The following is a 23073-nucleotide window of genomic DNA, read 5'->3' as shown; positions in this document are numbered from 1 at the left end:
GGGGGTCTGACAACGGCCTCAGCTCGGCTGGGGCGGGGCCTGGAGATACTTCCCCAGGGCCTCGGCGAGCTCGGTCTCCACCGGCTCCTTCTCGATGCCGAGGCCGGACAGGACCCCGGTGCCGTGCTCGAACTCCAGCAGGGCCAGCAGGATGTGCTCGGTGCCGATGTAGTTGTGGCCGAGGCGGAGGGCCTCGCGGAAGGTGAGTTCCAGGACCTTCTTGGCGTCGGAGCTGTACGGGACGAGCTCCGGGGCCTGCTCGGCGACGGGCGGGAGCGCGGCGGTCGCGGCCGCCCGCACGGCGTCGGCGGAGACGCCCCGGGCGGCGATCGCCCTGGCGGCCAGGCCGTCGGGCTCGGCGAGCAGGCCGAGGACCAGATGGGCCGGCACGACCTCGGTGTGGGGAGCGGCCTTGGCCTCGTTGTGCGAGGTCATCACCACGTTGCGGGCACGCGTGGTGTACCGCCCGAAGCCCTGGTTCGGGTCCAGGTCGGTGGACTCCTTCGGCACGAACCGCTTCTGCGCGGCCTGCCGGGTGACGCCCATGCTCTGGCCGATGTCGGTCCAGGACGCACCGGAGCGCCGCGCCTGGTCCACGAAGTGGCCGATCAGGTGGTCGGCGACCTCGCCGAGGTGATCGGCGGCGATCACCGCGTCCTGGAGCTGGTCGAGAGGTTCGGTGTGAACCTTCTTGATCGCCGCGATGAGGTCGTCGAGACGTACGGATGACGTGGTCGGGTTCGTCGACATGTGTCAACCCTAGGTTGACATCATGGGGGCGTCAACCCGAAGTTGACAGTTGCCGGGTTCATTACTTGGGCGCCGCCACCAGCCGCACCGCCAGCCCCGCGAACACCGTCCCGCTGAACAGGTCCAGCCCCCGCGCCACCCGCCGGCTGCGCCGCAGCAGCCCGGCGAGCTTCCCCGACAGCAGCCCGACCGAGCCGTCCACCACCAGGCCCATCACCGTGATCGTGACGCCGAGCAGGAGGAACTGCTCCCGCACATGGCCCAGCCCGGGGTCCACGAACTGCGGCAGGAAGGACACGTTGAAGAGGATCACCTTTGGGTTCAGCAGATTGGTGACGGCCCCCCGCCAGAAGGCCCGCCGCCTTCCCGCGCCCGCGGGCCCGTCCGCCTCGGCCGGCACCGAGCCGCCGCGGAACGCCTTGACCGCGAGGTACAGCAGATAGGCGGCGCCCGCCCAGCGCAGCACGTGGTAGAGCAGCGGCAGCGTCAGGAACAGCGCCGACAGCCCGAGCGCCGCGGCGACCGTGTGCACGAACATCGCGCAGGCGACCCCGACGGCGGCCGTCACCCCCGCCGAGGGACCGCCCCGGCCGCCCATCGCCACGATGAACATCATGTCGGGACCGGGAGTGACACAGAGCGCGAAGGCGGCGACGAGGAAGGCCGCGTAGAGAGATGTGTCGACCATGGCGACCATGCTTGGGGCGGGTCCCGGGGCGGGTCGACCGAATTTCGGGGAGTGGGACGGAACGGGAGGCGGCCGGTTGTCCACAGGCTGTGGACGGCCGCCGCCGCTGTCGGCGGCCCATGGCACGATCGACGGGTGAGCAGCGAGACCAGCACCGTCGAGCGCGCCTTCCGGGCCGCCCTGTACGACGACTCCGACCCCGGCCTGGACACGGGCGCGTCCCTCCTCGCGGCCGACCCCGGCGCGGACGCCGAACTGGCCCGGCGTGGAGCGGAGCTGGTCGCGGCGGCCTGGCGGCGCGGCTGGCAGCCCGCCGACGTCGTACGGCTGGTGCGGCGCGAGCTGGACGACGCGCATGTGGCACTGGCGGCGCGGCTCATCCGGGCCCAGGTGCCGGACGACCGGCCGCGCGGCCGGCGCTGGGCCGCGCAGCTCGAGGAACTCCCGGCCCCGGACGGACCCGCGCGCGTGGCCGACCGTTTCTCGCACGCCACCGCCGTCCTGGAGCTGTACCGCCTGCTGCTGCGGCTGCCCGCCCTTGAACCCCTGGAGGAGCCCCGCCAGGAGCAGCACCGGCCCGCCTCCCGCATGCTCACCCGGATCCGTGCGCTGCTCGCCAAGGCGGAGGCGACCGGGTACCCGGAGGAGGCGGAGGCGCTGAGCGCCAAGGCGCAGGAGCTGATGGCCCGGCACAGCATCGACGAGGCGCTGCTCGCGGCCGGGGCGCCCTCGGCGGACGCGCCCGGCGCCTGCCGGATCGGCGTCGAGCCGCCGTACGAACAGGCCAAGGCGGTCCTGCTCGACGCGGTCGCCACCGCCAACCACTGCCGGGCGGTGTGGAACGAACCGTTCGCCTTCTCCACGGTCGTCGGCTTCGAACCCGACCTGGAGGCGGTCGAGCTGCTCTACACCTCACTCCTCGTGCAGGCCACGCACGCGATGACGAAGGCCGAGGCGGCCCAGCGCGCCGGCGGCCGGAAGCGGACGAAGACTTTCCGGCAGTCGTTCCTCGCGGCCTACGCCCACCGCGTCGGCGAGCGCCTCGCGGCCGCCGCCGAGGCCCAGGTCACCCAGGACCTGCTCCCGGTCCTGGCCACCCGGGACATAGCCGTCACCGACCGTCTGGAGAACCTGTTCCCGGAGACCACCACGACCCGGCTGCGCGGCGTGAGCGACGCGGCGGGCTGGACGGAGGGCGCACGGGCGGCGGACCGGGCCCAGGTCAGGGCCCGCCCGCGCCTGGACTGAGCCCCGGCCGGGCCGGGCGTCAGTCGCCCACCTGCTGGAAGGCGCTCACCGACGCCTGGTCGCCGGCCTTGGTCTTACCGGCCACGGGACCGTACTTCCAGGGGAAGCTCTGGGCGGCGCCGCCGCCTGGCAGGGTGACCTTCACGGTCTTGGCCGCGAGGCTGTTCTGACCGCCCGCCGCGCCCCGTACATAGGTGATGGTGAAGGACGCGGAGTCGCCCTTGGCGAGCTTGAGCTTCTGCGCCTTCGCGCCCTGCTGGGCGGACAGGCTCACCGAGGCCCCGCCCCCCTCCAGCGTGATGCCGGGGAAGTGCTCCAGGGTGCACGGGGCGCTCTGGTTGGTGATGCTGACGGGCACCTCGCCCGTGTCCCCGGCGGCCGGCGCCACACTCGCGGAGCCGATCTGCACGGAGACCCCGCCGATCTCGCAGGCGGAGCTGTTCTTGCCCTTGTCGCCGCTGCCGCCGCCGTTGTCGCAGGCGGTCAGGGCGAGGGCGGCGGCGAGGGCGGTGACGGTGAGCGGAATGGCGCGCATGATGGGTGTCCCTGTCGAGAGCGTGACGGTGCCCCAGCATCATCGCGCCCGCGCGCGGAGTCCCGTCGCACGCCCCACCGGTCAGGACGCGGGGAAGCTCGCCGTCGCCAGCCCCGACGGCAGCTTGCCGCCCTCGGCCTTGGTGTACGTCTCCTTGCCGGCCTTGCCCGACCAGGTGATCTCCAGTGAGTTCTTGCCGACCGAGTCGACCATCCCGGTCGCCCGGTCCTTGCCGCCGTCGGCGCAGCTCAGGTGGATCATCTCCATCCCGGCCTCCTCGCCCGCGGTGCCGCTGCACACGGTCCCGCCGGTCGAGAACAGCCCGGCCTTCTTGCCGGTGACGATCAGGGCGACGGGCTTGCCGTCGGTCGTGGCGAGCCAGCTGCCCTGGAGCTTGCCGGACGATCCCGTGACGCCGCCCGTGCCGCCCCCGGTTTCCGCGGCCGAAGAGGCCGAGGCGGACGTGCTCGGGGCCGTCGAGGAGTCGTCCTCGGAGTCGCCGCCGCCGCACGCGGTCAGCGCCAGCGCGCCCGCCAGCCCCGCCGCCACGGCCGCTGTCCGTACCCTCATGGGCGCCCTCGGCGCCACTTTCCTGGTCGGCGAAGTCACTGCGTGCTCCCAAGCTGTAGCCGGAAACGGCCGCCGGTCGGTCGGCGGGACCGCAGCAAGCTACCAGTACTTACCAGGGGGAACTCTGTGTGCCCGGCGCGGATCCGCTGTGATGCCGGTCCCACGGACCGGACCAACACGTGGACGCTGGAACAGTAAGGGCGCGGTACGCGTCTCTTCCTAGTGCACGAAGGATTCGATCCGGACGGGGGCCGGCGTTCGCATGTCCCACAAGCTCTGGGGCAGGCGCTGCAACGGCTTCGGTGAAACGGTCGGTAAAGCACTCGTCAAAGCTGTAACCGGAGGAACACCCCGCGTGCACGTGCATCTGCTCATGCATCTGCACGTGAACAAGGTTATGATCCGGGTCAGTTGACCACCGCATCTATGGCCACAACAGCCAAGTGCACCACCGGGGAGCGACCTGTGGACCGCGACGTTGACGGCGTGTACGGGGGGTACGACGTGTACAACGGCATGGCTGCCACGCAGCTGGACGGAGTGGCCTGGCAGAAGAGCAGGCACAGCAATTCGCAGGGTTCCTGCGTGGAGTTCGCCCGGCTGCCCGGGGGAGACGTCGCGGTGCGCAACTCGCGCTTCCCGGACGGCCCCGCGCTCGTCTACACGCGCGCGGAGATCGAGGCGATGCTGTTGGGCGTCAAGGACGGTGAGTTCGACCACCTGATAGCCGGCTGATCCGTTCGCACCGGCCGCCCATCCGCCCGCGCATGTGGAAAGCGCTTGCGTGGACGCGCGTAGAAACGCGGCGTCAGGCGACGCCGCGTCGCGTTAGTCGCCCGACGGCACTTCGGCCGGCCGCAGCCGGAACAGCGCCCAGACGACCTTGCCGTTGAGGGTGCCGGCCAGCGGGTGCCAGCCCCAGCTGTCGCTGAAGGAGTCGACGAGGAACAGGCCGCGGCCCGACTCCGCCGAGAAGTCGTCCGAGTCGCGCGCGACCGGGGTGTCGTGGCTGGGGTCGCGGACCGCGCACACCAGCCGCTCGGTCCACCGCATCAGGTGCAGCCGCACCGGCGGCGCCTGGTCCTGGCACCGCCCGGCGTCGCCCGGAAGCGCGTGCCGCAGGGCGTTGGTCACCAGTTCGGAGACGACCAGGCATATGTCGTCGAAGCGGTCGCCCACGTCCCACTGGTCGAGCGTCCGGCGGGTGAACCCACGGGCTTCGCGCACCGCTTCGTAGCGGGCGGGCAGGGCGCAGGAGGCGGCGCTGGACACGGCCGCGGGATCCAGCGGCGGAAGGCCCTGCCGTAACGGCTCGAGCATGGTCGATCCATTCGTCCCCATGCGAGGCACTCCCGGGAATTCGCGGTCGTTGCGATGCAGCGGTGGCGCTGCACCATGGTTTCGGATGCGCACAGCAGATGCAAGGGCAGATGCACGTGCACGAGACCGAATTGAGCCGCCCCGTACCGCTTGTTGGCCATTTTTTCCGCCAACCTCATGCACGTCCCACACCTCTCCCTTGCAACTTTCTGTGCCAAATCAATGGTCTCTTTCCGTTTCCGTAACCGGACGAGTACTGCTCGAAGTGTTTTAGTGGCAGACTGCGGCCCCTGAAGACGTTGGGGAGGCTGGCGAACGTGAGCGCGGGAGAGCCGGGATCGGTGGTGCGGCGCATGCTGCTCGGATCACAACTCAGGCGACTGCGTGAAGCGCGGGGGATCACGCGCGAGGCGGCGGGTTACTCGATCCGTGCCTCCGAGTCGAAGATCAGCCGGATGGAGCTGGGCCGGGTGAGCTTCAAGACGAGGGACGTGGAAGACCTGCTGACGCTGTACGGCATCACGGACGAGGCCGAGCGCGAGTCCCTGCTCTCCCTCGCCAAGGAGGCCAATGTGGCCGGGTGGTGGCACAGCTACTCCGACGTGCTGCCGAGCTGGTTCCCCACCTATGTCGGCCTGGAGGGCGCGGCCTCCCTGATCCGGGCCTACGAGGTGCAGTTCGTGCACGGCCTGCTCCAGACCGAGGAGTACGCCCGCGCGGTGGTGCGCCGCGGCATGAAGGGCGCGAGCACCGCCGACGTCGAGCGGCGCGTGGCGCTGCGCCTGGAGCGGCAGAAGTACCTCGTCGCCGAGAACGCCCCCGACGTCCACATCGTGCTCGACGAGGCCGCCCTGCGCCGGCCGTACGGCGACCGCGAGGTGATGCGCGGGCAGCTCCAGCACCTGATCGAGATCTCCGAGCGGCCCAACGTCCGGCTCCAGATCATGCCGTTCAGCTTCGGCGGCCACTCGGGCGAGAGCGGGGCCTTCACCATCCTCAGCTTCCCCGAGTCCGACCTGTCGGACGTGGTCTACCTGGAGCAGCTGACCAGCGCCCTGTACCTGGACAAACGCGAGGACGTCGCCCAGTACGAGCAGGTCCTCAAGGAGCTCCAGCAGGACAGCCCCGGACCGGACGAGAGCCGGGACCTGCTGCGGGGACTGCTCCAGCTGTCCTGACCCGTCCCGGGCTCCCTCCTGGCACGAGGCGCCCTTGACATCTCATGGCGTCGTATCCCCAGGTGGCACCCCAACTCCCCTGAATCACAAGTACGATGACATGTGATCAGTCTCATCGGACCGTGCAGTTGATCGGGTGTCTGTCTCGACTGCTTCGGCAGCAAGGGATCGAGGGATCACATGTCGTCCTGCTTCACCGACCTGGCCCAGCAGTACATCGACGGTGAGTGGCGCCCGGGCACCGGCTCCTGGGACATCATCGACTTCAACCCGTACAACGGGGAGAAGCTGGCCTCGATCACCATAGCCACCACCGACGAGGTCGACGAGGCCTACCGGGCGGCCGCCCGCGCCCAGCGGGAATGGGCCGAGACCAACCCCTACGCCCGCCGTGTCTTCTTCGAGAAGGTCCTGCGCCTCCTGGAGGAGCGGGAGGCCGAGATCACCGAGATGATCATCGCGGAGCTCGGCGGCACCCGTGTGAAGGCGCAGCTGGAACTGCACCTGGCCAAGGAGTTCCTGCGCGAGTCGGCCCAGTTGGCGCTGCGCTGCGAGGGCCGGTTCCTGCCGTCGCCGGTCGACGGCAAGGAGAACCGTCTCTACCGCGTCCCGATCGGCGTGGTGGGCGTCATCAGCCCCTTCAACTTCCCGTTCCTGCTGTCCGTCAAGCCGGTCGCCGCGGCCCTCGCGCTCGGCAACGCCGTCGTCCTCAAGCCGCACCAGGACACCCCGATCTGCGGCGGCACGCTGCTCGCCAAGCTCTTCGAGGACGCGGGCCTGCCGCCCGGCCTGCTGAACGTGGTGCTCACCGACATAGCCGAGATAGGCGACGCCTTCATCGAGCACCCGGTCCCCAAGCTGATCTCCTTCACCGGCTCCGACAAGGTCGGCCGGCACATCGCCACCGTGTGCGCCGCGCAGCTCAAGCGCACGGTCCTCGAACTCGGCGGCAACAGCGCGCTGGTGGTGCTGGACGACGCCGACATCGACTACGCGGTCGACGCGGCCGTCTTCAGCCGGTACGCCGACCAGGGCCAGGTCTGTATGGCCGCCAACCGCGTCCTGGTGGACCGCTCGGTCGCGGACGAGTTCACCGAGAAGTTCGTCGCCAAGGTCAGAACGCTCAAGACCGGCGACCCGAGCGACCCGCAGACGCTCATCGGCCCGGTCATCAACTCCCTCCAGGCGAACACCATCTCGGCCGCGATCGACCAGGCCGTGGCCGAGGGCGCCACACTCCTGGTGCGCGGCTCGACCACCGACAACCTGGTGGAGCCCTCCGTCCTGACGGACGTGCCGTCCGGCTCCTCCCTCCTGCACAAGGAGATCTTCGGCCCGGTCGCCCTGCTCGTCCCCTTCGACGGCGAGGAGGAGGCGGTCCGCATCGTCAACGACACGCCGTACGGTCTGAGCGGCGCCGTCCACACCGCGGACGTCGAACGAGGGGTGTCCTTCGCCAAGCGCATCGACACCGGCATGTTCCATGTGAACGACGGCACGATCCACGACGAGCCGCTGGTCCCCTTCGGCGGCGAGAAGCACTCCGGGATCGGCCGGCTGAACGGCGAGACGACGCTCGACGCCTTCACCACGCTGAAGTGGATCTCGGTGCAGTACGGGCGGAGCGTGTTCCCTTTCTAGTTCCGGGACACGGGGAGCTCGCGGACAGAACCTGACCGCAAGGGTCCGTAACGTCGTCGGTGTCAGGCAGCAGGAGCCAACCCGACGAAAGGCGGCCGGTCATGGTCACTCACGTGAGCGCAGAGGTGCGGGGCGACGAGCGTGGAGCGCTGCTCTCCTTCCTCGCCGAACAGCGCGGCGGCATCCGGCGGGCGGTGCTCGGGCTGACGGACGAGCAGGCCGCGAGCCGGCCGAGCGCGAGTGAGCTGTCCCTGGCGGGGCTGGTCAAGCATGTCGCCGAGGTGGAGCAGGGCTGGGTGGCCCGGGCCAAGGGCGAGCAGCCGGCGGTCAAGCGGGACGAGTCGAACTGGCACGAGTGCTTCCAGCTGGTCGACGGCGAGACCCTCGCCTCCCAGCTGGCGTACTGGGAGGAGGTCGCGGCCAAGACGGAGGCCTTCGTGCGGTCCGCCCCGAGCCTCGACGACACCTTCCCGCTGCCCAACGACCCCTGGTTCCCGCCGGACGAGGCCGTCTCGCTGCGCTGGCTCTGCCTGCACCTGATCCGGGAGACCGCCCGGCACGCGGGCCACGCCGACATCATCCGGGAGTCGCTCGACGGCAAGACGGCGTTCGAGCTGGTCGCCCTCGCCGGAGACTGAGCTCCGGCGCGAGGCTCTAGTGGTGGAACCCGGTGGCCGCATCCTTGTTCCGGGTCAGCGGATGCGGCTGCCGGCGCAGTTCCGGCAGCAGGCGGCCTAGGTCCTCGACGAACATCTCGGCGAGGTCGGCGGAGAAGCCGTTGCGGCACACCACGCGCAGGACGGCCAGGTCCTCCCGGTTCGGCGGGAAGGTGTAGGCAGGCACGAGCCAGCCGCTCTCCCGAAGGCGCCGGGAGACGTCGAACACGTCGTACGCCGTGACGTCCTCGGCGGTGGTGAAGGCGAAGACGGGCAGCTCGTCGCCCCGGGTCAGCAGCCGGAAGTCGCCCAGCGCCTCGATCCGGTCGGCCATCTGGCGCGCGACGTCACGCGTGGCCTGCTGCACCGCCCGGAATCCCTCCCGGCCCAGCCGCAGGAACGTGTAGTACTGGGCCACGACCTGGGCGCCCGGCCGGGAGAAGTTGAGGGCGAAGGTCGGCATGTCGCCGCCCAGGTAGTTGACGCGGAACACCAGCTCCTCCGGGAGGGCCTCCTTGTCGCGCCACAGCGCCCAGCCGACGCCCGGGTAGACCAGCCCGTACTTGTGCCCCGAGGTGTTGATGGAGGCGACCCGCGGCAGGCGGAAGTCCCACACCAGGTCCTCGTCCAGGAAGGGCGCCACCATCGCGCCGGACGCGCCGTCCACGTGCACCGGTACGTCCAGCCCGGTCCGGGCCTGGAGGTCGTCCAGGGCCGCGCACAGGTCGGCGATCGGCTCGTAGGACCCGTCGAAGGTGGAGCCGAGGATGCCGACGACCCCGATGGTGTTCTCGTCGCACAGCTCGGCCGCCGCCCGCGGGTCGAGGTGGTACCGGTCGCCCTCCATGGGCACCAGGCGGGCCTCCACCTCCCAGAAGTTGCAGAACTTCTCCCAGCAGACCTGGACGTTGACGCCCATGACGAGGTTCGGGCGGGCGTCCGCCGACGGGTAGCGGTCGGCGTTGCGCCGCATCCAGCGCCGCTTGAGCGCCATCCCGGCGAGCATGCACGCCTCGCTGGAGCCGGTCGTCGAACACCCCACGGCCGCCGCCGGATCCGGCGCGTGCCACAGGTCGGCGAGCATCGCCACACAGCGCCGCTCCAGTTCGGCGGTGCGCGGGTACTCGTCCTTGTCGATCATGTTCTTGTCCCGGCACTCCGCCATCAGCAGCCCGGCCTGCGGCTCCATCCAGGTGGTGACGAAGGTGGCCAGGTTCAGCCGGGCGTTGCCGTCCAGCATCAGCTCGTCGTGCACGAGTTGCGAGGCCGTGGTCGGCGGCAGGGGCCCGTCGGGGAGCCGGTGCTTGGGCGGGGCCTCGGTCATCTCGACGACCGGGTTCGCCTCCCCGAAGAAGGGATTGACGGACATGGGGCGTTCGTCGGGCTTCCCGGTGCCTTTGTGCAGTGCCATGGGTGCCTTCCTGTCTTCCTGCCTTGCTGAGGGAACGGGGTTCAGCGGATGGAGGTTCCGTCGTCGCGCAACTGCATCTGGGGCCGCCCCGTCACCAGCAGCCACGCCGGCAGCGAGGCGATGCACAGCAGGGCGATGATCGTCGGTGAGGCCACGAGGACCGCGGCCGTGAACAGGCTCACCCAGCCCTGGCGGGTGACGGCGAGGAGCATGCCCAGCACACCCGCGGCCACGCCGACCGCCGGCTGCACCCCGGGCACGAGGGCGTGGGCGGTGAGCCCGAAGGCGGAGCCGATGAAGATCGACGGGAAGATCCGCCCGCCGCGGAACCCGCAGGCGGCGGAGACGAGCAGCGCGGCCAGCTTCACCACCGTCATCGTCGCGAACTGCCCCGCCGTCCAGCCGTCGGGACTCTTGGCCAGCTCCTCCACCTCCGCCAGCCCCTTGAAGAGCGTCAGATGGCCGCCCAGGGCCCCCAGGAGCCCCAGGACGAACCCGCCGGCGGGAAGCGCCAGCATCGGGTGCCGCAGCCGCCGGAAGGCCCTGTGGACGTACGGGAAGGCGTACACGGCGCACATGCCGAACAGCGCGGCCAGCGGGGCGACGACCAGCACGGCCGACACATCGCCCCAGCCGGGGTGGCCGGTGACCGGGGGCAGCCCGAGGTCGAAGGTGGGGTGGGCCACCAGCGTGGTGGTCATGGCGCCCACCGCGCCCGCGGTCAGCGGTGCGAAGAGGTTGTCCCACAGGGCGCCCCTGAGCTGCCGGCCGGCCAGCGCCTCGGAGAAGATCAGCGCGGCCGCCACCGGCGTGCCGAACAGGGCGCCGATCGTCGCCGCCTCCCCGAGCATCGGCCACGTCGCCCCCGGCAACCGCGGGATCAGCCTGCGGCCGAGCCAGAAGGCGAGTGCCACGTTCACCGCGATGATCGGGTTCTCGGGGCCGAGGCTCGGGCCGCCCGCCAGCATCAGCGCGGTCGCCAGCAGCAGGCCGGGCAGCACCACGGGCGGCATCACCGTGGCGTTGAGCCCCAGGGTGGCCGGATCGGGGCCGGCGTGGCCGGGGACCTTCCACACCACGAGCCCCACCGCGATCCCGGTCGCGGTGAGCATCACCAGCATCCACAGCACGGAGTACGGGCCGATGCCCAGCGCGTCGGGCAGCGGCCCCCAAAGGACGCCCTGCAGTCGTTCGGCCAGCCCGCTCACCAGCAGGTACAGCAGACTCGCGCCGGCGCCGACGAGGACCGCGGGCAGGATCAGCGGCAGCAGGTCACGCGCGGGCGTCGCCGGCGCGGTAGGGGGCGCCTGCGGCGCGGTGTCCTGGGCCACCCGCCCACCATAAGTGGGCAAAGCGGACGGAACATCCGGAAGCGTCGTGGGCTTGCACCTCACGTGGCGTGAGGGCCCAGCCTGGGGCCGTACCGAGAAGGGAGCGGACGAAGTGAGCTACTCAGTGGGACAGGTCGCCGGCTTCGCCGGAGTCACGGTGCGCACCCTGCACCACTACGACGACATCGGCCTGCTCACCCCGAGCGAGCGCAGCCACGCGGGCCACCGGCGCTACAGCGACGGCGACCTCGACCGGTTGCAGCAGATCCTTTTCTACCGCGAGCTCGGCTTCCCGCTCGAGGAGGTCGCGGTCCTGCTCGACGATCCCGAAGCGGACCCGCGCGCGCACCTGCGCCGCCAGCACGAACTGCTGACCGCCCGGATCGAGAAGCTGCGCAAGATGGCCGAGGCCGTGGAACACGCCATGGAGGCACGAAAGATGGGCATCAACCTCACACCCGAGGAACGGTTCGAGGTCTTCGGGGACAAGGACCCCACGCAGTACGCCGACGAGGCGGAGCAGCGCTGGGGCGGAACCGAGGAGTGGGCCGAGTCGCAGCGCCGCGCCGCCCGCTACACCAAGGACGACTGGAAACGCCTACAGGCCGAGGCCGACGCCTGGAGCGAGCGCTACTCCGCCCTGATGGAGGCCGGGGAGCCGCCGGCCGGCGAGGCGGCCATGGACCTGGCCGAGGAACACCGGCAGCACATCACCGGGTGGTACTACGAGTGCGGGTACGAGATGCACCGCTGCCTCGCCGAGATGTACGTCTCCGACGAGCGCTTCAAGGCGTTCTACGACTCCATGCGGGAGGGCCTGGCCGAGCACCTCAGGGAGGCCATCCTGGCGAACGCCGACCGTCACACCGCGTGATCGCCTGGCCCGGGGGCTACTTCCGGGCCAGGACCACCGCCGTCCCGTACGCGCACACCTCCGTGCCCACGTCCGCCGCCTCCGTCACGTCGAAGCGGAACATCAGCACCCCGTTGGCCCCACGCGCGCGTGCGTGCTCGACGAGCCGCTCCATCGCCTGGTTGCGGGTCTGCACCAGCGTCTTCGTGAGCCCCTTCAGCTCGCCGCCGATCATCGACTTCAGGCCCGCACCGATCTGACTGCCCACGTGCCGGGAGCGCACGGTCAGCCCGAAGACCTCGCCCAGTACCTCCTGGACCACGTATCCGGGCACGTCGTTCGTGGTCACCACCAGCACGTCGGGCTGGGGCCCCTGGCCACCGCCGTAGTCGTCGATTCCCATGGCTCACAGCTTTGTGCCAGTCGCCGCACAGTGCATCCTGGAGGCACCGGTGGAACCTGGGGCGGACACATCGCGTTGATAGCTTTGTGCGGGCGCACAAGGACGCCGCGATCGACTTCACCCCTCAGGAGCCCGGACCCGTGATGACACTCGCCCTCGGCCCGAGCTGGCTGGACCCCAACTATCTGCTCGACACGTACAGCGTCTGGGGCCTGCTCCTCATCGTCTTCGCCGAGTCGGGCCTGCTCATCGGCTTCTTCCTGCCGGGTGACTCGCTGCTGTTCACCTGCGGCCTGCTGATCACGACGAACGACCTGGACTTCCCGCTGTGGGGTGCCATCGCCCTGATCTGCCTCGCCGCGGTCCTCGGCGACCAGGCCGGCTACATGTTCGGCCGGAAGGTCGGCCCGTCCCTCTTCAACCGGCCCGACTCCCGCCTGTTCAAGCAGGAGAACGTCACCAAGGCGCACGAGTTCTTCGAGAAGTACGGCCCCAAGTCCCTGGTCCTGGCCCGCTTCGTGCCCATCGTGCGCACGTTCACGCCGATCATCGCCGGCGTCAGCGGCATGCGGTACCGCTCGTTCCTGACCTTCAACGTCATCGGCGGCGTCCTGTGGGGCGCGGGCGTCACCCTGCTCGGCTCCTGGCTCGGCAAGCACGCGCTGGTCAGGGACCACATCGAGACGATCCTCATCCTGATCGTCCTGATCTCGGTGATCCCGATCGCCATCGAGTTCCTGCGCGCCCGCTCCAAGGCCAAGAACGCCCCGCCCGCCGAACAGCACCAGCCGCTCCAGCAGTCCCCCGCCATGGACGACGCGACGACCCGGCTGCGCCGCATCGAGCCGGAACACCCGGAGTACGAGGAGCAGTCGTACGGTCAGCAGCAGCCTTACGGTGAGCCCCAGTCTTACGGTCAGCAGCAGTCGTACGGTCCCCAGGACCCGTACCACGGCCAGCAGCAGTACCCGCAGGGCTACGGTCAGCAGCAGTACCCGCAGGAGTACGACGAGCAGCAGTACGACCAGCAGCAGTACCCGCAGGACTACGGCAGGCAGCAGCAGCCGTACGGCTACGACCAGGGCAACTACCGCCAGTAGCGCTCAGAAGCCGCGCGTCCGCTTGGCCGCCCGGCGTCCCTCCGCGGAGCCGAACCGCAGGAACAGCCGGGAGATCTCCGACCCGAGGTTCACCCCGATCGCGATGGCCATGGCGAGCGACGCCGCCTTGGCCAGCGACACCAGGCCCTCGTCCACCTTGTTCTGCGCCATCGACAGCAGCCCGAAGTAGGTGGCCGAGCCCGGCAGCAGGGGCCCGATCGCGGCGGTCGTGTACGGCAGGGCGGAAGCGAACCGGTAGCGGGAGAGCAACTGCCCGAACAGGCCCACCAGGCCCGCCGCCACGGCCGTGGAGGCCACCGGGGAGATACCGCCGACGGAGTGCATCGCCCCGTACACCGACCACGCGACACCGCCGTTGAGGGTCACCGCCAGCACGGTGGACCGTTCCTGCTGGAGCAGCACCGCGAAGGTCAGCGACAGCAGCATCGACGCGATGATCTGGATGACCGGACGCCCGGCGATGTTCACCGCCGCGTCCGGATCGAGCTCGGCCCCCACCTTCACGCCGAAGTACAGCACCACCAGTACGCCGGTGACGATGCCGACGAAGAAGTACATGACCTCCAGCAGGCGCGCCGAGGCCGTGATGTAGAAGCCGGTCAGCCCGTCCTGCACGCCCGCCACCAGCGCCCGCCCCGGCAGCAGCGCGAACAGCCCACCGGTGATGACCGCGGAGGCCACCACGTCGACGTGGATCACCGTGAGCGCCACGCCGATCGCCGCGGGCGGCATCGCGGCCACCGTGAACTGGTAGAACTCCGGCAGCCCGCGCCCCGCGCACAGCCACGCCAGCCGGTCGCCGAGCATCGCGCCCAGCGCGGCGGCCACGAACACGATCGCGTCACCGCCGACGAGCAGGGAGGCCGCCCCCGCCAGCAGCCCCGCGGCCCCGGTGAGCGCCCAGCCCGGGTAAGGGTGCCGGTTCCGGCGGATCTCGGCGAGGCGCCGGTAGGCCTCCTCCAGCGAGATGTGGGTCTCCGGGTCCGACAGGTCGTCCACCAGCCGGAAGACGGCCGACAGACGCGTGTAGTCGGTGCCCCGGCGCCGCACCGTCCGGGACGCCGTCACCGGGTCGTCCACCAGGGAGGGCTGGTGCGAGATGGACAGCAGCGTGAAGGTCACGTTCGGCTCGCACCGGTCAAGACCGTAGGAGCGGCACACCGCGAACATCGCGGCCTCCACGTCCTCGGCGTTCTCACCGCCCGCCAGCAGCAGCTCACCGATACGCAGGGTCAGGTCCAGCACGCGCGGGACGGCCGGACCCTCCTCCTCCACCTTCTGCACCAGCTCCGGCGCCGGCCGCTCCGCCACCGGCATCCGCAGCATCGCGCGCATCCGGTCCTGCCAGGGCGCGTCCTTCACCAGACTGACCACCGGAATCCCGGTAGCCGGGGTGAAGGCGGGCGGGGCCTGGGCGGCGCTGTAGGTGCTGGGCGTGCTGAACGCCGACCCCTCCGGCTCCGGACTCGGCGACTGCGGCGCGCCCAGCCCCTGGGGCACGGCGAACTCGGACGTCGTCTCGGACTCACCGCCCGTCCTGGGCACCGCGAGCCCGGCCGGAACGGCGAACTCGGACGTGATCTCGGGGTCGTACGAGCTCCTCGCCTCGTCCGACCGAGGCTTTCGGTCCTCCGCCTCCGTCACTCCTCAACGCTCCCTGAACTACACCTTCCGCAAGGCCCCAGTATGCGCATGGGCATACGAACGGGCCGCGCCACCCCACTGAGGGTGCCGCGGCCCGCGATCATCAAACCAGCAGGTGGGTCAGTGACCGCCCTGCTCCTTGAAGCGCTTGTACGACCGCTCGATCTCCACCTCGGCGTCCGTGCGGCCCACCCAGTTGGCACCCTCGACCGACTTGCCGGGCTCCAGGTCCTTGTACACCTCGAAGAAGTGCTGGATCTCCAGGCGGTCGAACTCCGACACGTGGTGGATGTCCCGCAGGTGCTCCACACGCGGGTCGGTCGCCGGCACGCACAGCAGCTTGTCGTCGCCGCCCGCCTCGTCCGTCATCCGGAACATGCCGATCGCGCGGCACTTGATCAGGCAGCCCGGGAAGGTCGGCTCGTCCAGGATGACCAGCGCGTCCAGCGGGTCGCCGTCCTCGCCGAGGGTGTTCTCGACGAAGCCGTAGTCGGTCGGGTAGGCGGTCGAGGTGAAGAGGCGACGGTCCAGGCGGATCCGACCGGTCTCGTGGTCCACCTCGTACTTGTTGCGCGAACCCTTCGGGATCTCGATCGTGACGTCGAACTCCACCGGTGGCTCCTCCATGATCAGCACATAGTTCTGGTGATTAAGTGTCCCTCACGCAGGTGTGTGATCGCGAAAGGGGCTGTTGGTCGTGCCAGAACTGAGGCCTTGGCGTGCCGCGAGACCGCACGTGGTGCGGATCGCGGAGGCCGTACGACCGCGACTGGCACGGGCCGTGACGGCCGCGAAACCGCGGGTCGCGCGGGTGACGCGGGCCGTGGGACCACGGCTGGCACGGATCACGCCGCCCGCGTCCCTCACGCGGTTCCCGGCGCTTCCCCGGCCGGCGGTCCCGAGGAACTGGCGGTACACCGCGGGCGCCGCCACCGCCGGACTGGCGCTGGCCGCCGGTGTGGTGACCGCCGTGGGTCCCTGGGACGCCGACGGTCAGCGTACGGCCGAGCGGGAGCGGGCAACCGCCCAGGAGCGGGCAGGTGGCGCAGATCACGACGACGGCTCCGGTACGAGGGCCGACGGCCCCCGCCCCGCCCCGAGCGCCGCGGCCGTCCTGACCGGCCTCGGCGGCACCGCGACGACCGTGAAGTCGGCGCCCGCCGAAAAGGCCGTCAGGGACCTCCTGGGCCCCCTCCTGGACTCCTCGGCGCTCGGCAGGGTCCACACGGCGTCGGTCGTCGACGCGGCCACCGGCAGGCACCTGTACGACGCCAACGCGGACAGGGCCATGACCCCCGCCTCCACCACCAAGATCGCCACCGCCGTCGCCGCGCTGTCCGCCCTGGGCGCCGACCACCGCCTCACCACCCGCGCCGCGCTCCTGCCCGACACCGGGGAGCTCGTCCTGGTCGGCGGCGGCGACCCGACCCTCACCGCACACAAGGAGGACGGAGGCTGGGCGAGCCTGCGCGCGCTGGCCCGGGACACGGCTGCCGCGCTGAAGAAGCGCGGCGTCCACAAGGTCACGCTCTCGTACGACGCCACCCTGTACGCGGGCTCCGCGCTGCATCCCATCGGCGTGAACGACAACCTCGCCCCCGTCAGCGCCCTGATGGCCGACGAGGGCCGCACCGACGACTCCAGCAGCGGTCCGGTGACCCGGGTGACCGACCCGGCGAAGACCGCGGCGGCCGCGTTCGCGGGGTTCCTCGCGGACGACGGGATCAAGACGACGTCCCCCGGCCCCTCCAAGGCCACCAGCCGTGCGACCACCCTGGCCACCGTCTCCTCGCCGCCGCTGTCCGCCCTGGTCGAACGCATGCTGACCAACAGCGACAACGACATCGCCGAGGCCCTGGCCCGGCAGACCGCCCTCGCCACCGGCAGACGCCCGAGCTTCGACGGCGGCGCCGCGGCGATCGACGCCCGGCTGACCAGGCTCGGCCTGCCGGTCACCGGAGCGGACTTCCACGACGGCAGCGGCCTGAACCGCGACGACAAGATGACGGCGGACCTGCTGACCGCCCTGCTCGCCAAGGCCGGATCCCCTTCCCACCCCGAACTCCGCCCCGTCCTCACCGGCCTCCCGGTCGCGGGCTTCACCGGCACCCTGGCCGACCGCTACACCGACGGCGCGGCCGGCGTAGTCCGCGCCAAGACCGGCACGCTGACCGGCGTCAACACCCTCGCGGGCACGGTGGTCGACCGCGACGGCCGCCTCCTGACCTTCGCCTTCCTGGCCTCGGACACCAAGGACCCGTCCGAGGCCCAGGCGGCCCTGGACCGCACGGCCACGGCACTGGCGGGCTGCGGCTGCGACTAGTGCCCCGGCATCGGCACCCGCCCGCGTGCGGCGCCTGGGCACGGCGGCACGCCGTACGAACCCCGCCCCGCACCAACGGCCTTCAACGGCCCCCCGCGGCCCCGCCGGCCCCGTACGCCCTGCCCCAAGCGGCAGCGCTCACGTACGGTTGACACATGACGAGCATCGGTGCCTCTTCAGGGATGGTCGACTGGAATCTCGCGGTGGCGACCGCGACCCGGCTGGTACGGCCGGGACCGGAGGTCAGCCGCGACGAGGCACGGGCCGTCGTCGCGGAGCTGCGCCGCCACGCCAAAGCCTCGGAGGGACACGTCCGGGGCTTCACTCGTATGGAGACCGAGGAGGCCCACGACACCCCCGTCCTGGTCGTCGACCGGCCCGGCTGGGTCCGGGCGAACGTCGCCGGGTTCCGGGAGATCCTCAAGCCGCTGTTGGACAAGATGCAGGAGCGGCGCGGCGGCACCCCCGGCGGCGCGGTCCTCGGCACCGTCGGCGGCAAGGTGACCGGCGTCGAACTCGGCATGCTGCTGTCCTTCCTGGCCTCCCGCGTCCTCGGCCAGTACGAGACCTTCGCCCCGGCCGGCCGGGACCTGCCGGCCGGCGCGAACGGCGGCGGCCGGCTGTTGCTGGTCGCGCCGAACATCGTCCACGTCGAACGCGAACTCGACGTGGAACCCCATGACTTCCGCCTGTGGGTCTGTCTGCACGAGGAGACGCACCGCACCCAGTTCACCGCCGTGCCCTGGCTGCGCGACCACCTCGAGGGCGAAATCCAGTCTTTCCTGTCCGAGACGGACGTCGACCCGATGACCGTCCTGGAACGCGTCCGGGAGGCCGCCCAGTCGCTCGCCGGGGGCCGCCCCGAAGCGGAGGAGGACGACGGCGGCCGGTCCTTCGTCGAACTGGTGCAGACCCCGGCCCAGCGCGAGATCCTCGGCCGCCTCACCGCCGTGATGTCGCTCCTGGAGGGCCACGCCGACTTCGTGATGGACGGTGTCGGCCCACAGGTCGTACCGACCGTCGCCGAGATCCGTGAGAAGTTCCAGCAGCGCCGCGCCAAGGGCGCCTCCCGCCTCGACATGGCCCTGCGCAAGCTGCTCGGCCTGGACGCCAAGCTCAAGCAGTACCGGGACGGCGAACGCTTCGTACGGGCCGTCGTCGACCAGGTCGGCATGGACGGCTTCAACCGGGTGTGGACCTCTCCCAACACCCTGCCCACCAAGGCGGAGATCGCCAAACCGGCGGACTGGGTCGCGCGGGTGCACCGCAAGGCCGAGTCGTGAACCCCGCGCGGGAGTCGTGAACGGAATCCGGCCGACGGCAGGCGAACGCCCCTCCAATCACCCGTCCGAGGGACCGTGAGCCGTGGGTAGGCGTGCAATGCTCGGGGAACGGCCCGTCTCTGTCACCATTTACATACTCTGAGTGACCGATCCTCGGGCTCACCCCCGAAAACTTCATGAAGGGAACCGGACATGGGTCCCCATCCTGCGGTCGCGGCGATACGCCTGGCGGTCCGCCGCGTCCTCCACGACATCCTCAACGACCAGACCTCCGGCCCGCCCCCGGACGACACGGCCGAGCGGCCCCCCTCCCCGCTCGTGCTCGTCGCCTGCTCCGGCGGCGCCGACTCCATGGCCCTCGCCTCCGCCCTGGCCTTCGAAGCCCCCAAGCTCGGCATCCGCGCCGGCGGCGTCACCGTCGACCACGGCCTTCAGCCCGGCTCCGACCTGCGCGCCCAAGAGGTGGCCCTCAGACTGGGGGAGCTCGGCCTCGACCCGGTGGAGTCCACCGCCGTTACCGTCGGCCGGGAAGGCGGGCCCGAGGCCGCCGCCCGGGACGCCCGCTACGCCGCCCTCGACGCCGCCGCCGAACGCCACGGCGCCACCGCGATCCTGCTCGGGCACACCCGCGACGACCAGGCCGAGACCGTCCTGCTCGGCCTCGCCCGCGGCTCCGGTATCCGCTCCCTGTCCGGAATGGCCGCGGTCTCGGGGGCCGGCGGCCGTTACCGGCGCCCCTTCCTCCAGCTCGACCGGCAGACCGCCCGCAAGGCCTGCATGGTCCAGTCCCTCCCCGTCTGGGACGATCCTCACAACGCGGATCCCGCCTACACCCGCTCCCGGCTCCGCCACGAGGGCCTGCCCGCCCTGGAGAAAGCCCTCGGCAAGGGCGTCGTCGAGGCCCTCGCCCGCACCGCCCGGCTCGCCCGCGACGACGCCGACGCCCTCGACGCCTGGGCCCGCCAGGCCGAGACCGCCGTCCGCGACGCCGACGGTCTGCTGGAGTGCGCCAAGCTGTACGCCCTCCCGCCCGCCGTGCGCCGCCGCGTCCTGCGCCGCGCCGCCATCGAGGCCGGCGCCCCGGCCGGTTCCCTGTTCGCCCGCCACATCGAGGAAGTCGACCGGCTGATCACCGGCTGGCGAGGTCAGGGAGTCATCAATCTCCCGGGCAAAGTCGTCGCCCGGCGGCAGGGTGGCAGACTGGTGATTCGGCAAGGCTGAATCCCGTACCTCCCGGAGAAACCGTCCGGCGGTCTCGGGCAGCCGGCGGCCGTAATTGCGGGACGACCGAAAGTGATGCGGGTGGACGCGAAAGACATGGGTGCCGACCTCAAGCAGGTGCTCATCACCAAGGAAGAGATCGACGCCAAGCTGGCCGAGCTGGCCGCGAAGATCGACGCTGAGTACGAGGGCAAGGACCTGCTGATCGTCGGTGTGCTCAAGGGCGCCGTGATGGTCATGGCGGACCTCGCCCGGGCGCTGTCCACCCCCGTCACGATGGACTGGATGGCCGTGTCGTCGTACGGCGCGGGCACCCAGTCCTCCGGAGTGGTGCGGATCCTCAAGGACCTCGACACCGACATCAAGGGCAAGCACGTCCTGATCGTCGAGGACATCATCGACTCCGGCCTGACGCTGTCCTGGCTGCTGTCCAACCTGGGCTCGCGCGAGCCCGAGACGCTCAAGGTGTGCACGCTGCTGCGCAAGCCGGACGCCGCCAAGGTCGCCATCGACGTGGAGTGGGTCGGTTTCGACATCCCCAACGAGTTCGTCGTGGGCTACGGCCTCGACTACGCCGAGAAGTACCGCAATCTCCCATTCGTCGGTACGCTCGCCCCTCACGTCTACGGCGGCTGAGCCTCACAGGGCCCAAGTACGTAAGACGATCGGGAACCCCAGCGGGTTTCTTACCGTTGGAGCATGCAGAGACGGACAGCGAGCCGTCCGAGCATCTTCAGGCGGCTTCGGGCAACCAAGCTGGGGTACCGTCAGAAGAACTGTCTTATCAAACTCACTATGGCAGGAGGGACGGGGCGGCACCGCTCCGTATGGATGGACGTGAAGCGATACTTCCGTGGGCCGGTCATGTGGATCGTGCTGGCCGTCCTTGCCGTGGTCGTGTTGATGCAGGTCGTCGGCTCGTCCGGCGGCTACAAGACGGTGGACACCGGCCAGGTCGTGGCGGCGATCAATGAGAACAAGGTCGAGTCGGCCAAGCTCACCACCGGCGACGAGCAGACCGTCAAGGTCACGCTCAAGGACGGTGTGAAGGTCGACGGCAGCTCGAAGATCCAGGCGAGCTACATCGGCGACCAGGGCGTGGCCATCGCCAGCACGCTGCAGACCAAGTACCAGGACAAGCAGATTCCGGACGGCTACACGGTGTCGCCGTCCAAGCAGAACCCGTTCCTCGGCGTCCTGCTCTCCCTGCTCCCCTTCGTCCTCATCGTGGTCGTCTTCCTGTTCCTGATGAATCAGATGCAGGGTGGCGGCTCCCGGGTCATGAACTTCGGCAAGTCCAAGGCGAAGCTCATCACCAAGGACACCCCGAAGACGACGTTCACCGACGTCGCGGGCGCGGACGAGGCCGTCGAGGAGCTCCAGGAGATCAAGGAGTTCCTCCAGGAGCCGGCCAAGTTCCAGGCCGTCGGCGCCAAGATCCCCAAGGGTGTGCTGCTGTACGGCCCGCCCGGCACCGGCAAGACCCTGCTCGCGCGCGCCGTCGCGGGCGAGGCGGGCGTGCCCTTCTACTCGATCTCCGGTTCCGACTTCGTCGAGATGTTCGTCGGTGTCGGTGCCTCCCGAGTCCGTGACCTGTTCGAGCAGGCCAAGGCGAACGCCCCGGCGATCGTCTTCGTCGACGAGATCGACGCGGTCGGCCGCCACCGCGGCGCCGGCCTGGGCGGCGGTCACGACGAGCGCGAGCAGACGCTGAACCAGCTGCTCGTCGAGATGGACGGCTTCGACGTCAAGGGCGGTGTGATCCTCATCGCCGCCACGAACCGGCCCGACATCCTCGACCCGGCCCTCCTGCGCCCCGGCCGCTTCGACCGCCAGATCGCGGTCGACCGCCCGGACATGCAGGGCCGTCTGGAGATCCTCAAGGTCCACCAGAAGGGCAAGCCGGTCGCCCCGGACGTCGACCTGGCCGCGGTCGCCCGCCGCACGCCGGGCTTCACCGGCGCCGACCTGTCGAACGTGCTGAACGAGGCGGCGCTGCTCACGGCCCGCAGCGACCAGAAGCTCATCGACAACAAGATGCTGGACGAGGCGATCGACCGGGTGGTCGCGGGACCGCAGAAGCGGACCCGGATCATGTCGGACAAGGAGAAGAAGATCACCGCGTACCACGAGGGCGGTCACGCCCTGGTCGCGGCGGCCTCCCCGAACTCCGACCCGGTCCACAAGATCACGATCCTCTCCAGAGGCCGTGCTCTCGGTTACACGATGGTGCTCCCGGACGAGGACAAGTACTCGACCACGCGCAACGAGATGCTGGACCAGCTGGCGTACATGCTGGGCGGCCGCGCGGCCGAGGAGCTCGTCTTCCACGACCCGACCACGGGCGCGGCGAACGACATCGAGAAGGCCACCGCCACCGCCCGCGCGATGGTCACCCAGTACGGCATGACCGAGCGCCTGGGTGCCATCAAGTTCGGCGGCGACAACACCGAGCCGTTCCTCGGCCGTGAGATGGCTCACCAGCGCGACTACTCGGAAGAGGTCGCCGCGCTGGTGGACGAGGAAGTCAAGAAGCTCATCGAGAACGCGCACAACGAGGCCTGGGAGATCCTGGTCGAGAACCGCGACGTCCTCGACAACCTGGTGCTCCAGCTGCTGGAGAAGGAGACGCTGGGCAAGGAGGAGATCGCCGAGATCTTCGCCCCGATCGTCAAGCGCCCGCCGCGGCCCGCCTGGACCGGTTCGTCCCGGCGTACGCCGTCCACCCGCCCGCCGGTGCTCTCCCCCAAGGAGCTCGCACTGACCAACGGTGCCAACGGCGCGACCCCGGCGATCAGCACGGCGAAGTCCACGGCGACGGAGTCCGCCCCGGCGACCGAACCGTCCCCGGAGGACCGTCCGGAGAGCTGAGACCGTTTCCGGAGCTCAACCGGCCC

General features: G+C 70.5%; 22 protein-coding genes and 1 pseudogene. 13 read left to right on the top strand and 10 right to left on the bottom strand.

The window, feature by feature from the left end; translation table 11 throughout:
* Positions 1-18: 18 nt before the first annotated feature.
* Together ACFY01_RS20830 and ACFY01_RS20825 are read right to left on the bottom strand one after the other, a co-directional pair.
* Entirely contained in the window at positions 19-750 is a 732-nt protein-coding gene (locus ACFY01_RS20830) for a Clp protease N-terminal domain-containing protein (RefSeq protein WP_390737196.1), read from the bottom strand.
* Positions 751-811: 61 nt separating this feature from the next.
* Positions 812-1438 (bottom strand): LysE family translocator, encoded by a 627-nt coding sequence (locus ACFY01_RS20825; protein ID WP_390737195.1) that lies wholly within the window; start codon positions 1436-1438, stop codon positions 812-814.
* A 135-nt stretch (positions 1439-1573) separates the two neighbouring features.
* Here ACFY01_RS20825 and ACFY01_RS20820 point away from each other — a divergent pair, with 135 nt between their 5' ends.
* Complete coding sequence (locus ACFY01_RS20820) at positions 1574-2686, top strand: DUF2786 domain-containing protein (RefSeq protein ID WP_390737194.1); 1113 nt, start codon at positions 1574-1576, stop codon at positions 2684-2686.
* Between the two features lie 19 nt (positions 2687-2705).
* On the opposite strand, the gene ACFY01_RS20815 is transcribed toward ACFY01_RS20820, so the two are convergent.
* Both ACFY01_RS20815 and ACFY01_RS20810 read right to left on the bottom strand, forming a co-directional pair.
* Complete coding sequence (locus tag ACFY01_RS20815; RefSeq protein WP_390737193.1) at positions 2706-3221, bottom strand: DUF4232 domain-containing protein; 516 nt, start codon at positions 3219-3221, stop codon at positions 2706-2708.
* An 81-nt stretch (positions 3222-3302) separates the two neighbouring features.
* Positions 3303-3791 (bottom strand): hypothetical protein, encoded by a 489-nt coding sequence (locus tag ACFY01_RS20810; protein ID WP_390737192.1) that lies wholly within the window; start codon positions 3789-3791, stop codon positions 3303-3305.
* Positions 3792-3947: 156 nt separating this feature from the next.
* Between ACFY01_RS20810 and ACFY01_RS20805 the strand changes: the two are divergent.
* Together ACFY01_RS20805 and ACFY01_RS20800 are read left to right on the top strand one after the other, a co-directional pair.
* Positions 3948-4097, top strand: a pseudogene (locus tag ACFY01_RS20805) (SRPBCC domain-containing protein); the annotation flags it as partial.
* 159 nt (positions 4098-4256) lie between these two features.
* Positions 4257-4526 carry a DUF397 domain-containing protein gene (locus ACFY01_RS20800; protein WP_388793180.1) on the top strand — a complete coding sequence of 90 codons (270 nt, stop codon included), beginning with the start codon at positions 4257-4259 and terminating at the stop codon, positions 4524-4526.
* 93 nt (positions 4527-4619) lie between these two features.
* Here the strand turns inward: ACFY01_RS20800 and ACFY01_RS20795 are convergent, their stop codons facing one another.
* Positions 4620-5132, bottom strand: coding sequence for an ATP-binding protein (locus ACFY01_RS20795; RefSeq protein ID WP_390737191.1), 513 nt, complete (start codon positions 5130-5132; stop codon positions 4620-4622).
* Between the two features lie 332 nt (positions 5133-5464).
* On the opposite strand from ACFY01_RS20795, the gene ACFY01_RS20790 reads away from it, so the two are divergent.
* From ACFY01_RS20790 to ACFY01_RS20780, 3 genes are all read left to right on the top strand, one after another.
* Positions 5465-6289: a helix-turn-helix domain-containing protein gene (locus ACFY01_RS20790; RefSeq protein WP_390737496.1), complete on the top strand. Its 825-nt coding sequence runs from the start codon at positions 5465-5467 to the stop codon at positions 6287-6289.
* Between the two features lie 180 nt (positions 6290-6469).
* The gene (locus ACFY01_RS20785; RefSeq protein ID WP_390737190.1) at positions 6470-7930 is read left to right on the top strand and encodes an aldehyde dehydrogenase family protein; all 1461 of its coding nucleotides are present in this window, start codon (positions 6470-6472) and stop codon (positions 7928-7930) included.
* 101 nt (positions 7931-8031) lie between these two features.
* Complete coding sequence (locus ACFY01_RS20780; RefSeq protein ID WP_390737189.1) at positions 8032-8568, top strand: DinB family protein; 537 nt, start codon at positions 8032-8034, stop codon at positions 8566-8568.
* 16 nt (positions 8569-8584) lie between these two features.
* Here ACFY01_RS20780 and ACFY01_RS20775 read toward each other — a convergent pair whose 3' ends face one another.
* Positions 8585-9997, bottom strand: a complete 1413-nt coding sequence (locus ACFY01_RS20775) for a glutamate decarboxylase (protein ID WP_390737188.1) — start codon at positions 9995-9997, stop codon at positions 8585-8587.
* A gap of 41 nt (positions 9998-10038) precedes the next feature.
* Complete coding sequence (locus tag ACFY01_RS20770; protein WP_390737187.1) at positions 10039-11328, bottom strand: ion channel protein; 1290 nt, start codon at positions 11326-11328, stop codon at positions 10039-10041.
* A gap of 112 nt (positions 11329-11440) precedes the next feature.
* On the opposite strand from ACFY01_RS20770, the gene ACFY01_RS20765 reads away from it, so the two are divergent.
* Entirely contained in the window at positions 11441-12202 is a 762-nt protein-coding gene (locus ACFY01_RS20765; protein WP_390737186.1) for a MerR family transcriptional regulator, read from the top strand.
* Between the two features lie 16 nt (positions 12203-12218).
* Here ACFY01_RS20765 and ACFY01_RS20760 read toward each other — a convergent pair whose 3' ends face one another.
* On the bottom strand, positions 12219-12584 hold the full coding sequence (locus tag ACFY01_RS20760) for a YbjQ family protein (protein ID WP_361446074.1): 366 nt from the start codon (positions 12582-12584) through the stop codon (positions 12219-12221).
* A gap of 140 nt (positions 12585-12724) precedes the next feature.
* Between ACFY01_RS20760 and ACFY01_RS20755 the strand changes: the two genes are divergently transcribed.
* Positions 12725-13684 (top strand): DedA family protein, encoded by a 960-nt coding sequence (locus ACFY01_RS20755; protein WP_390737185.1) that lies wholly within the window; start codon positions 12725-12727, stop codon positions 13682-13684.
* A gap of 3 nt (positions 13685-13687) precedes the next feature.
* Here ACFY01_RS20755 and ACFY01_RS20750 read toward each other — a convergent pair whose 3' ends face one another.
* Positions 13688-15349: a threonine/serine exporter ThrE family protein gene (locus ACFY01_RS20750; protein WP_390737184.1), complete on the bottom strand. Its 1662-nt coding sequence runs from the start codon at positions 15347-15349 to the stop codon at positions 13688-13690.
* 120 nt (positions 15350-15469) lie between these two features.
* The gene (locus ACFY01_RS20745; protein ID WP_046730908.1) at positions 15470-15961 is read right to left on the bottom strand and encodes an inorganic diphosphatase; all 492 of its coding nucleotides are present in this window, start codon (positions 15959-15961) and stop codon (positions 15470-15472) included.
* A gap of 79 nt (positions 15962-16040) precedes the next feature.
* On the opposite strand from ACFY01_RS20745, the gene dacB reads away from it, so the two are divergent.
* The 5 genes from dacB to ftsH all read left to right on the top strand — a co-directional run bounded on the left by dacB (position 16041) and on the right by ftsH (position 23047).
* Positions 16041-17672, top strand: coding sequence for a D-alanyl-D-alanine carboxypeptidase/D-alanyl-D-alanine-endopeptidase (gene dacB / locus ACFY01_RS20740; RefSeq protein ID WP_390737183.1), 1632 nt, complete (start codon positions 16041-16043; stop codon positions 17670-17672).
* Positions 17673-17827: 155 nt separating this feature from the next.
* Positions 17828-18955, top strand: coding sequence for a zinc-dependent metalloprotease (locus ACFY01_RS20735; protein ID WP_390737182.1), 1128 nt, complete (start codon positions 17828-17830; stop codon positions 18953-18955).
* A gap of 192 nt (positions 18956-19147) precedes the next feature.
* Positions 19148-20176, top strand: a complete 1029-nt coding sequence (gene tilS / locus ACFY01_RS20730) for a tRNA lysidine(34) synthetase TilS (RefSeq protein WP_390737181.1) — start codon at positions 19148-19150, stop codon at positions 20174-20176.
* 75 nt (positions 20177-20251) lie between these two features.
* The gene (gene hpt / locus ACFY01_RS20725) at positions 20252-20812 is read left to right on the top strand and encodes a hypoxanthine phosphoribosyltransferase (RefSeq protein WP_132856523.1); all 561 of its coding nucleotides are present in this window, start codon (positions 20252-20254) and stop codon (positions 20810-20812) included.
* A 195-nt stretch (positions 20813-21007) separates the two neighbouring features.
* Positions 21008-23047: an ATP-dependent zinc metalloprotease FtsH gene (gene ftsH / locus ACFY01_RS20720; RefSeq protein ID WP_390737495.1), complete on the top strand. Its 2040-nt coding sequence runs from the start codon at positions 21008-21010 to the stop codon at positions 23045-23047.
* The last annotated feature ends 26 nt before the right edge of the window (positions 23048-23073 follow it).

It is taken from the genome of Streptomyces sp. NPDC001480 (assembly GCF_042894725.1).
Classification (GTDB): Bacteria; Actinomycetota; Actinomycetes; order Streptomycetales; family Streptomycetaceae; genus Streptomyces.
The sequence above is the reverse complement of the archived record's forward strand: the minus strand, read 5'-3'. Positions and strand labels throughout refer to the sequence as shown.

Bases quoted from the DNA above. Each gene is read 5' to 3' on its own strand.
- ACFY01_RS20830 (WP_390737196.1), bottom strand. From the start codon at position 750: ATGTCGACGAACCCGACCACGTCATCCGTACGTCTCGACGACCTCATC.
- ACFY01_RS20825 (WP_390737195.1), bottom strand. From the start codon at position 1,438: ATGGTCGACACATCTCTCTACGCGGCCTTCCTCGTCGCCGCCTTCGCG.
- ACFY01_RS20815 (WP_390737193.1), bottom strand. From the start codon at position 3,221: ATGCGCGCCATTCCGCTCACCGTCACCGCCCTCGCCGCCGCCCTCGCC.
- ACFY01_RS20810 (WP_390737192.1), bottom strand. From the start codon at position 3,791: ATGAGGGTACGGACAGCGGCCGTGGCGGCGGGGCTGGCGGGCGCGCTG.
- ACFY01_RS20795 (WP_390737191.1), bottom strand. From the start codon at position 5,132: ATGGGGACGAATGGATCGACCATGCTCGAGCCGTTACGGCAGGGCCTT.
- ACFY01_RS20790 (WP_390737496.1), top strand. From the start codon at position 5,465: ATGCTGCTCGGATCACAACTCAGGCGACTGCGTGAAGCGCGGGGGATC.
- ACFY01_RS20785 (WP_390737190.1), top strand. From the start codon at position 6,470: ATGTCGTCCTGCTTCACCGACCTGGCCCAGCAGTACATCGACGGTGAG.
- ACFY01_RS20780 (WP_390737189.1), top strand. From the start codon at position 8,032: ATGGTCACTCACGTGAGCGCAGAGGTGCGGGGCGACGAGCGTGGAGCG.
- ACFY01_RS20775 (WP_390737188.1), bottom strand. From the start codon at position 9,997: ATGGCACTGCACAAAGGCACCGGGAAGCCCGACGAACGCCCCATGTCC.
- ACFY01_RS20760 (WP_361446074.1), bottom strand. From the start codon at position 12,584: ATGGGAATCGACGACTACGGCGGTGGCCAGGGGCCCCAGCCCGACGTG.
- ACFY01_RS20735 (WP_390737182.1), top strand. From the start codon at position 17,828: ATGACGAGCATCGGTGCCTCTTCAGGGATGGTCGACTGGAATCTCGCG.
- tilS (WP_390737181.1), top strand. From the start codon at position 19,148: ATGGGTCCCCATCCTGCGGTCGCGGCGATACGCCTGGCGGTCCGCCGC.
- hpt (WP_132856523.1), top strand. From the start codon at position 20,252: ATGCGGGTGGACGCGAAAGACATGGGTGCCGACCTCAAGCAGGTGCTC.
- ftsH (WP_390737495.1), top strand. From the start codon at position 21,008: ATGGACGTGAAGCGATACTTCCGTGGGCCGGTCATGTGGATCGTGCTG.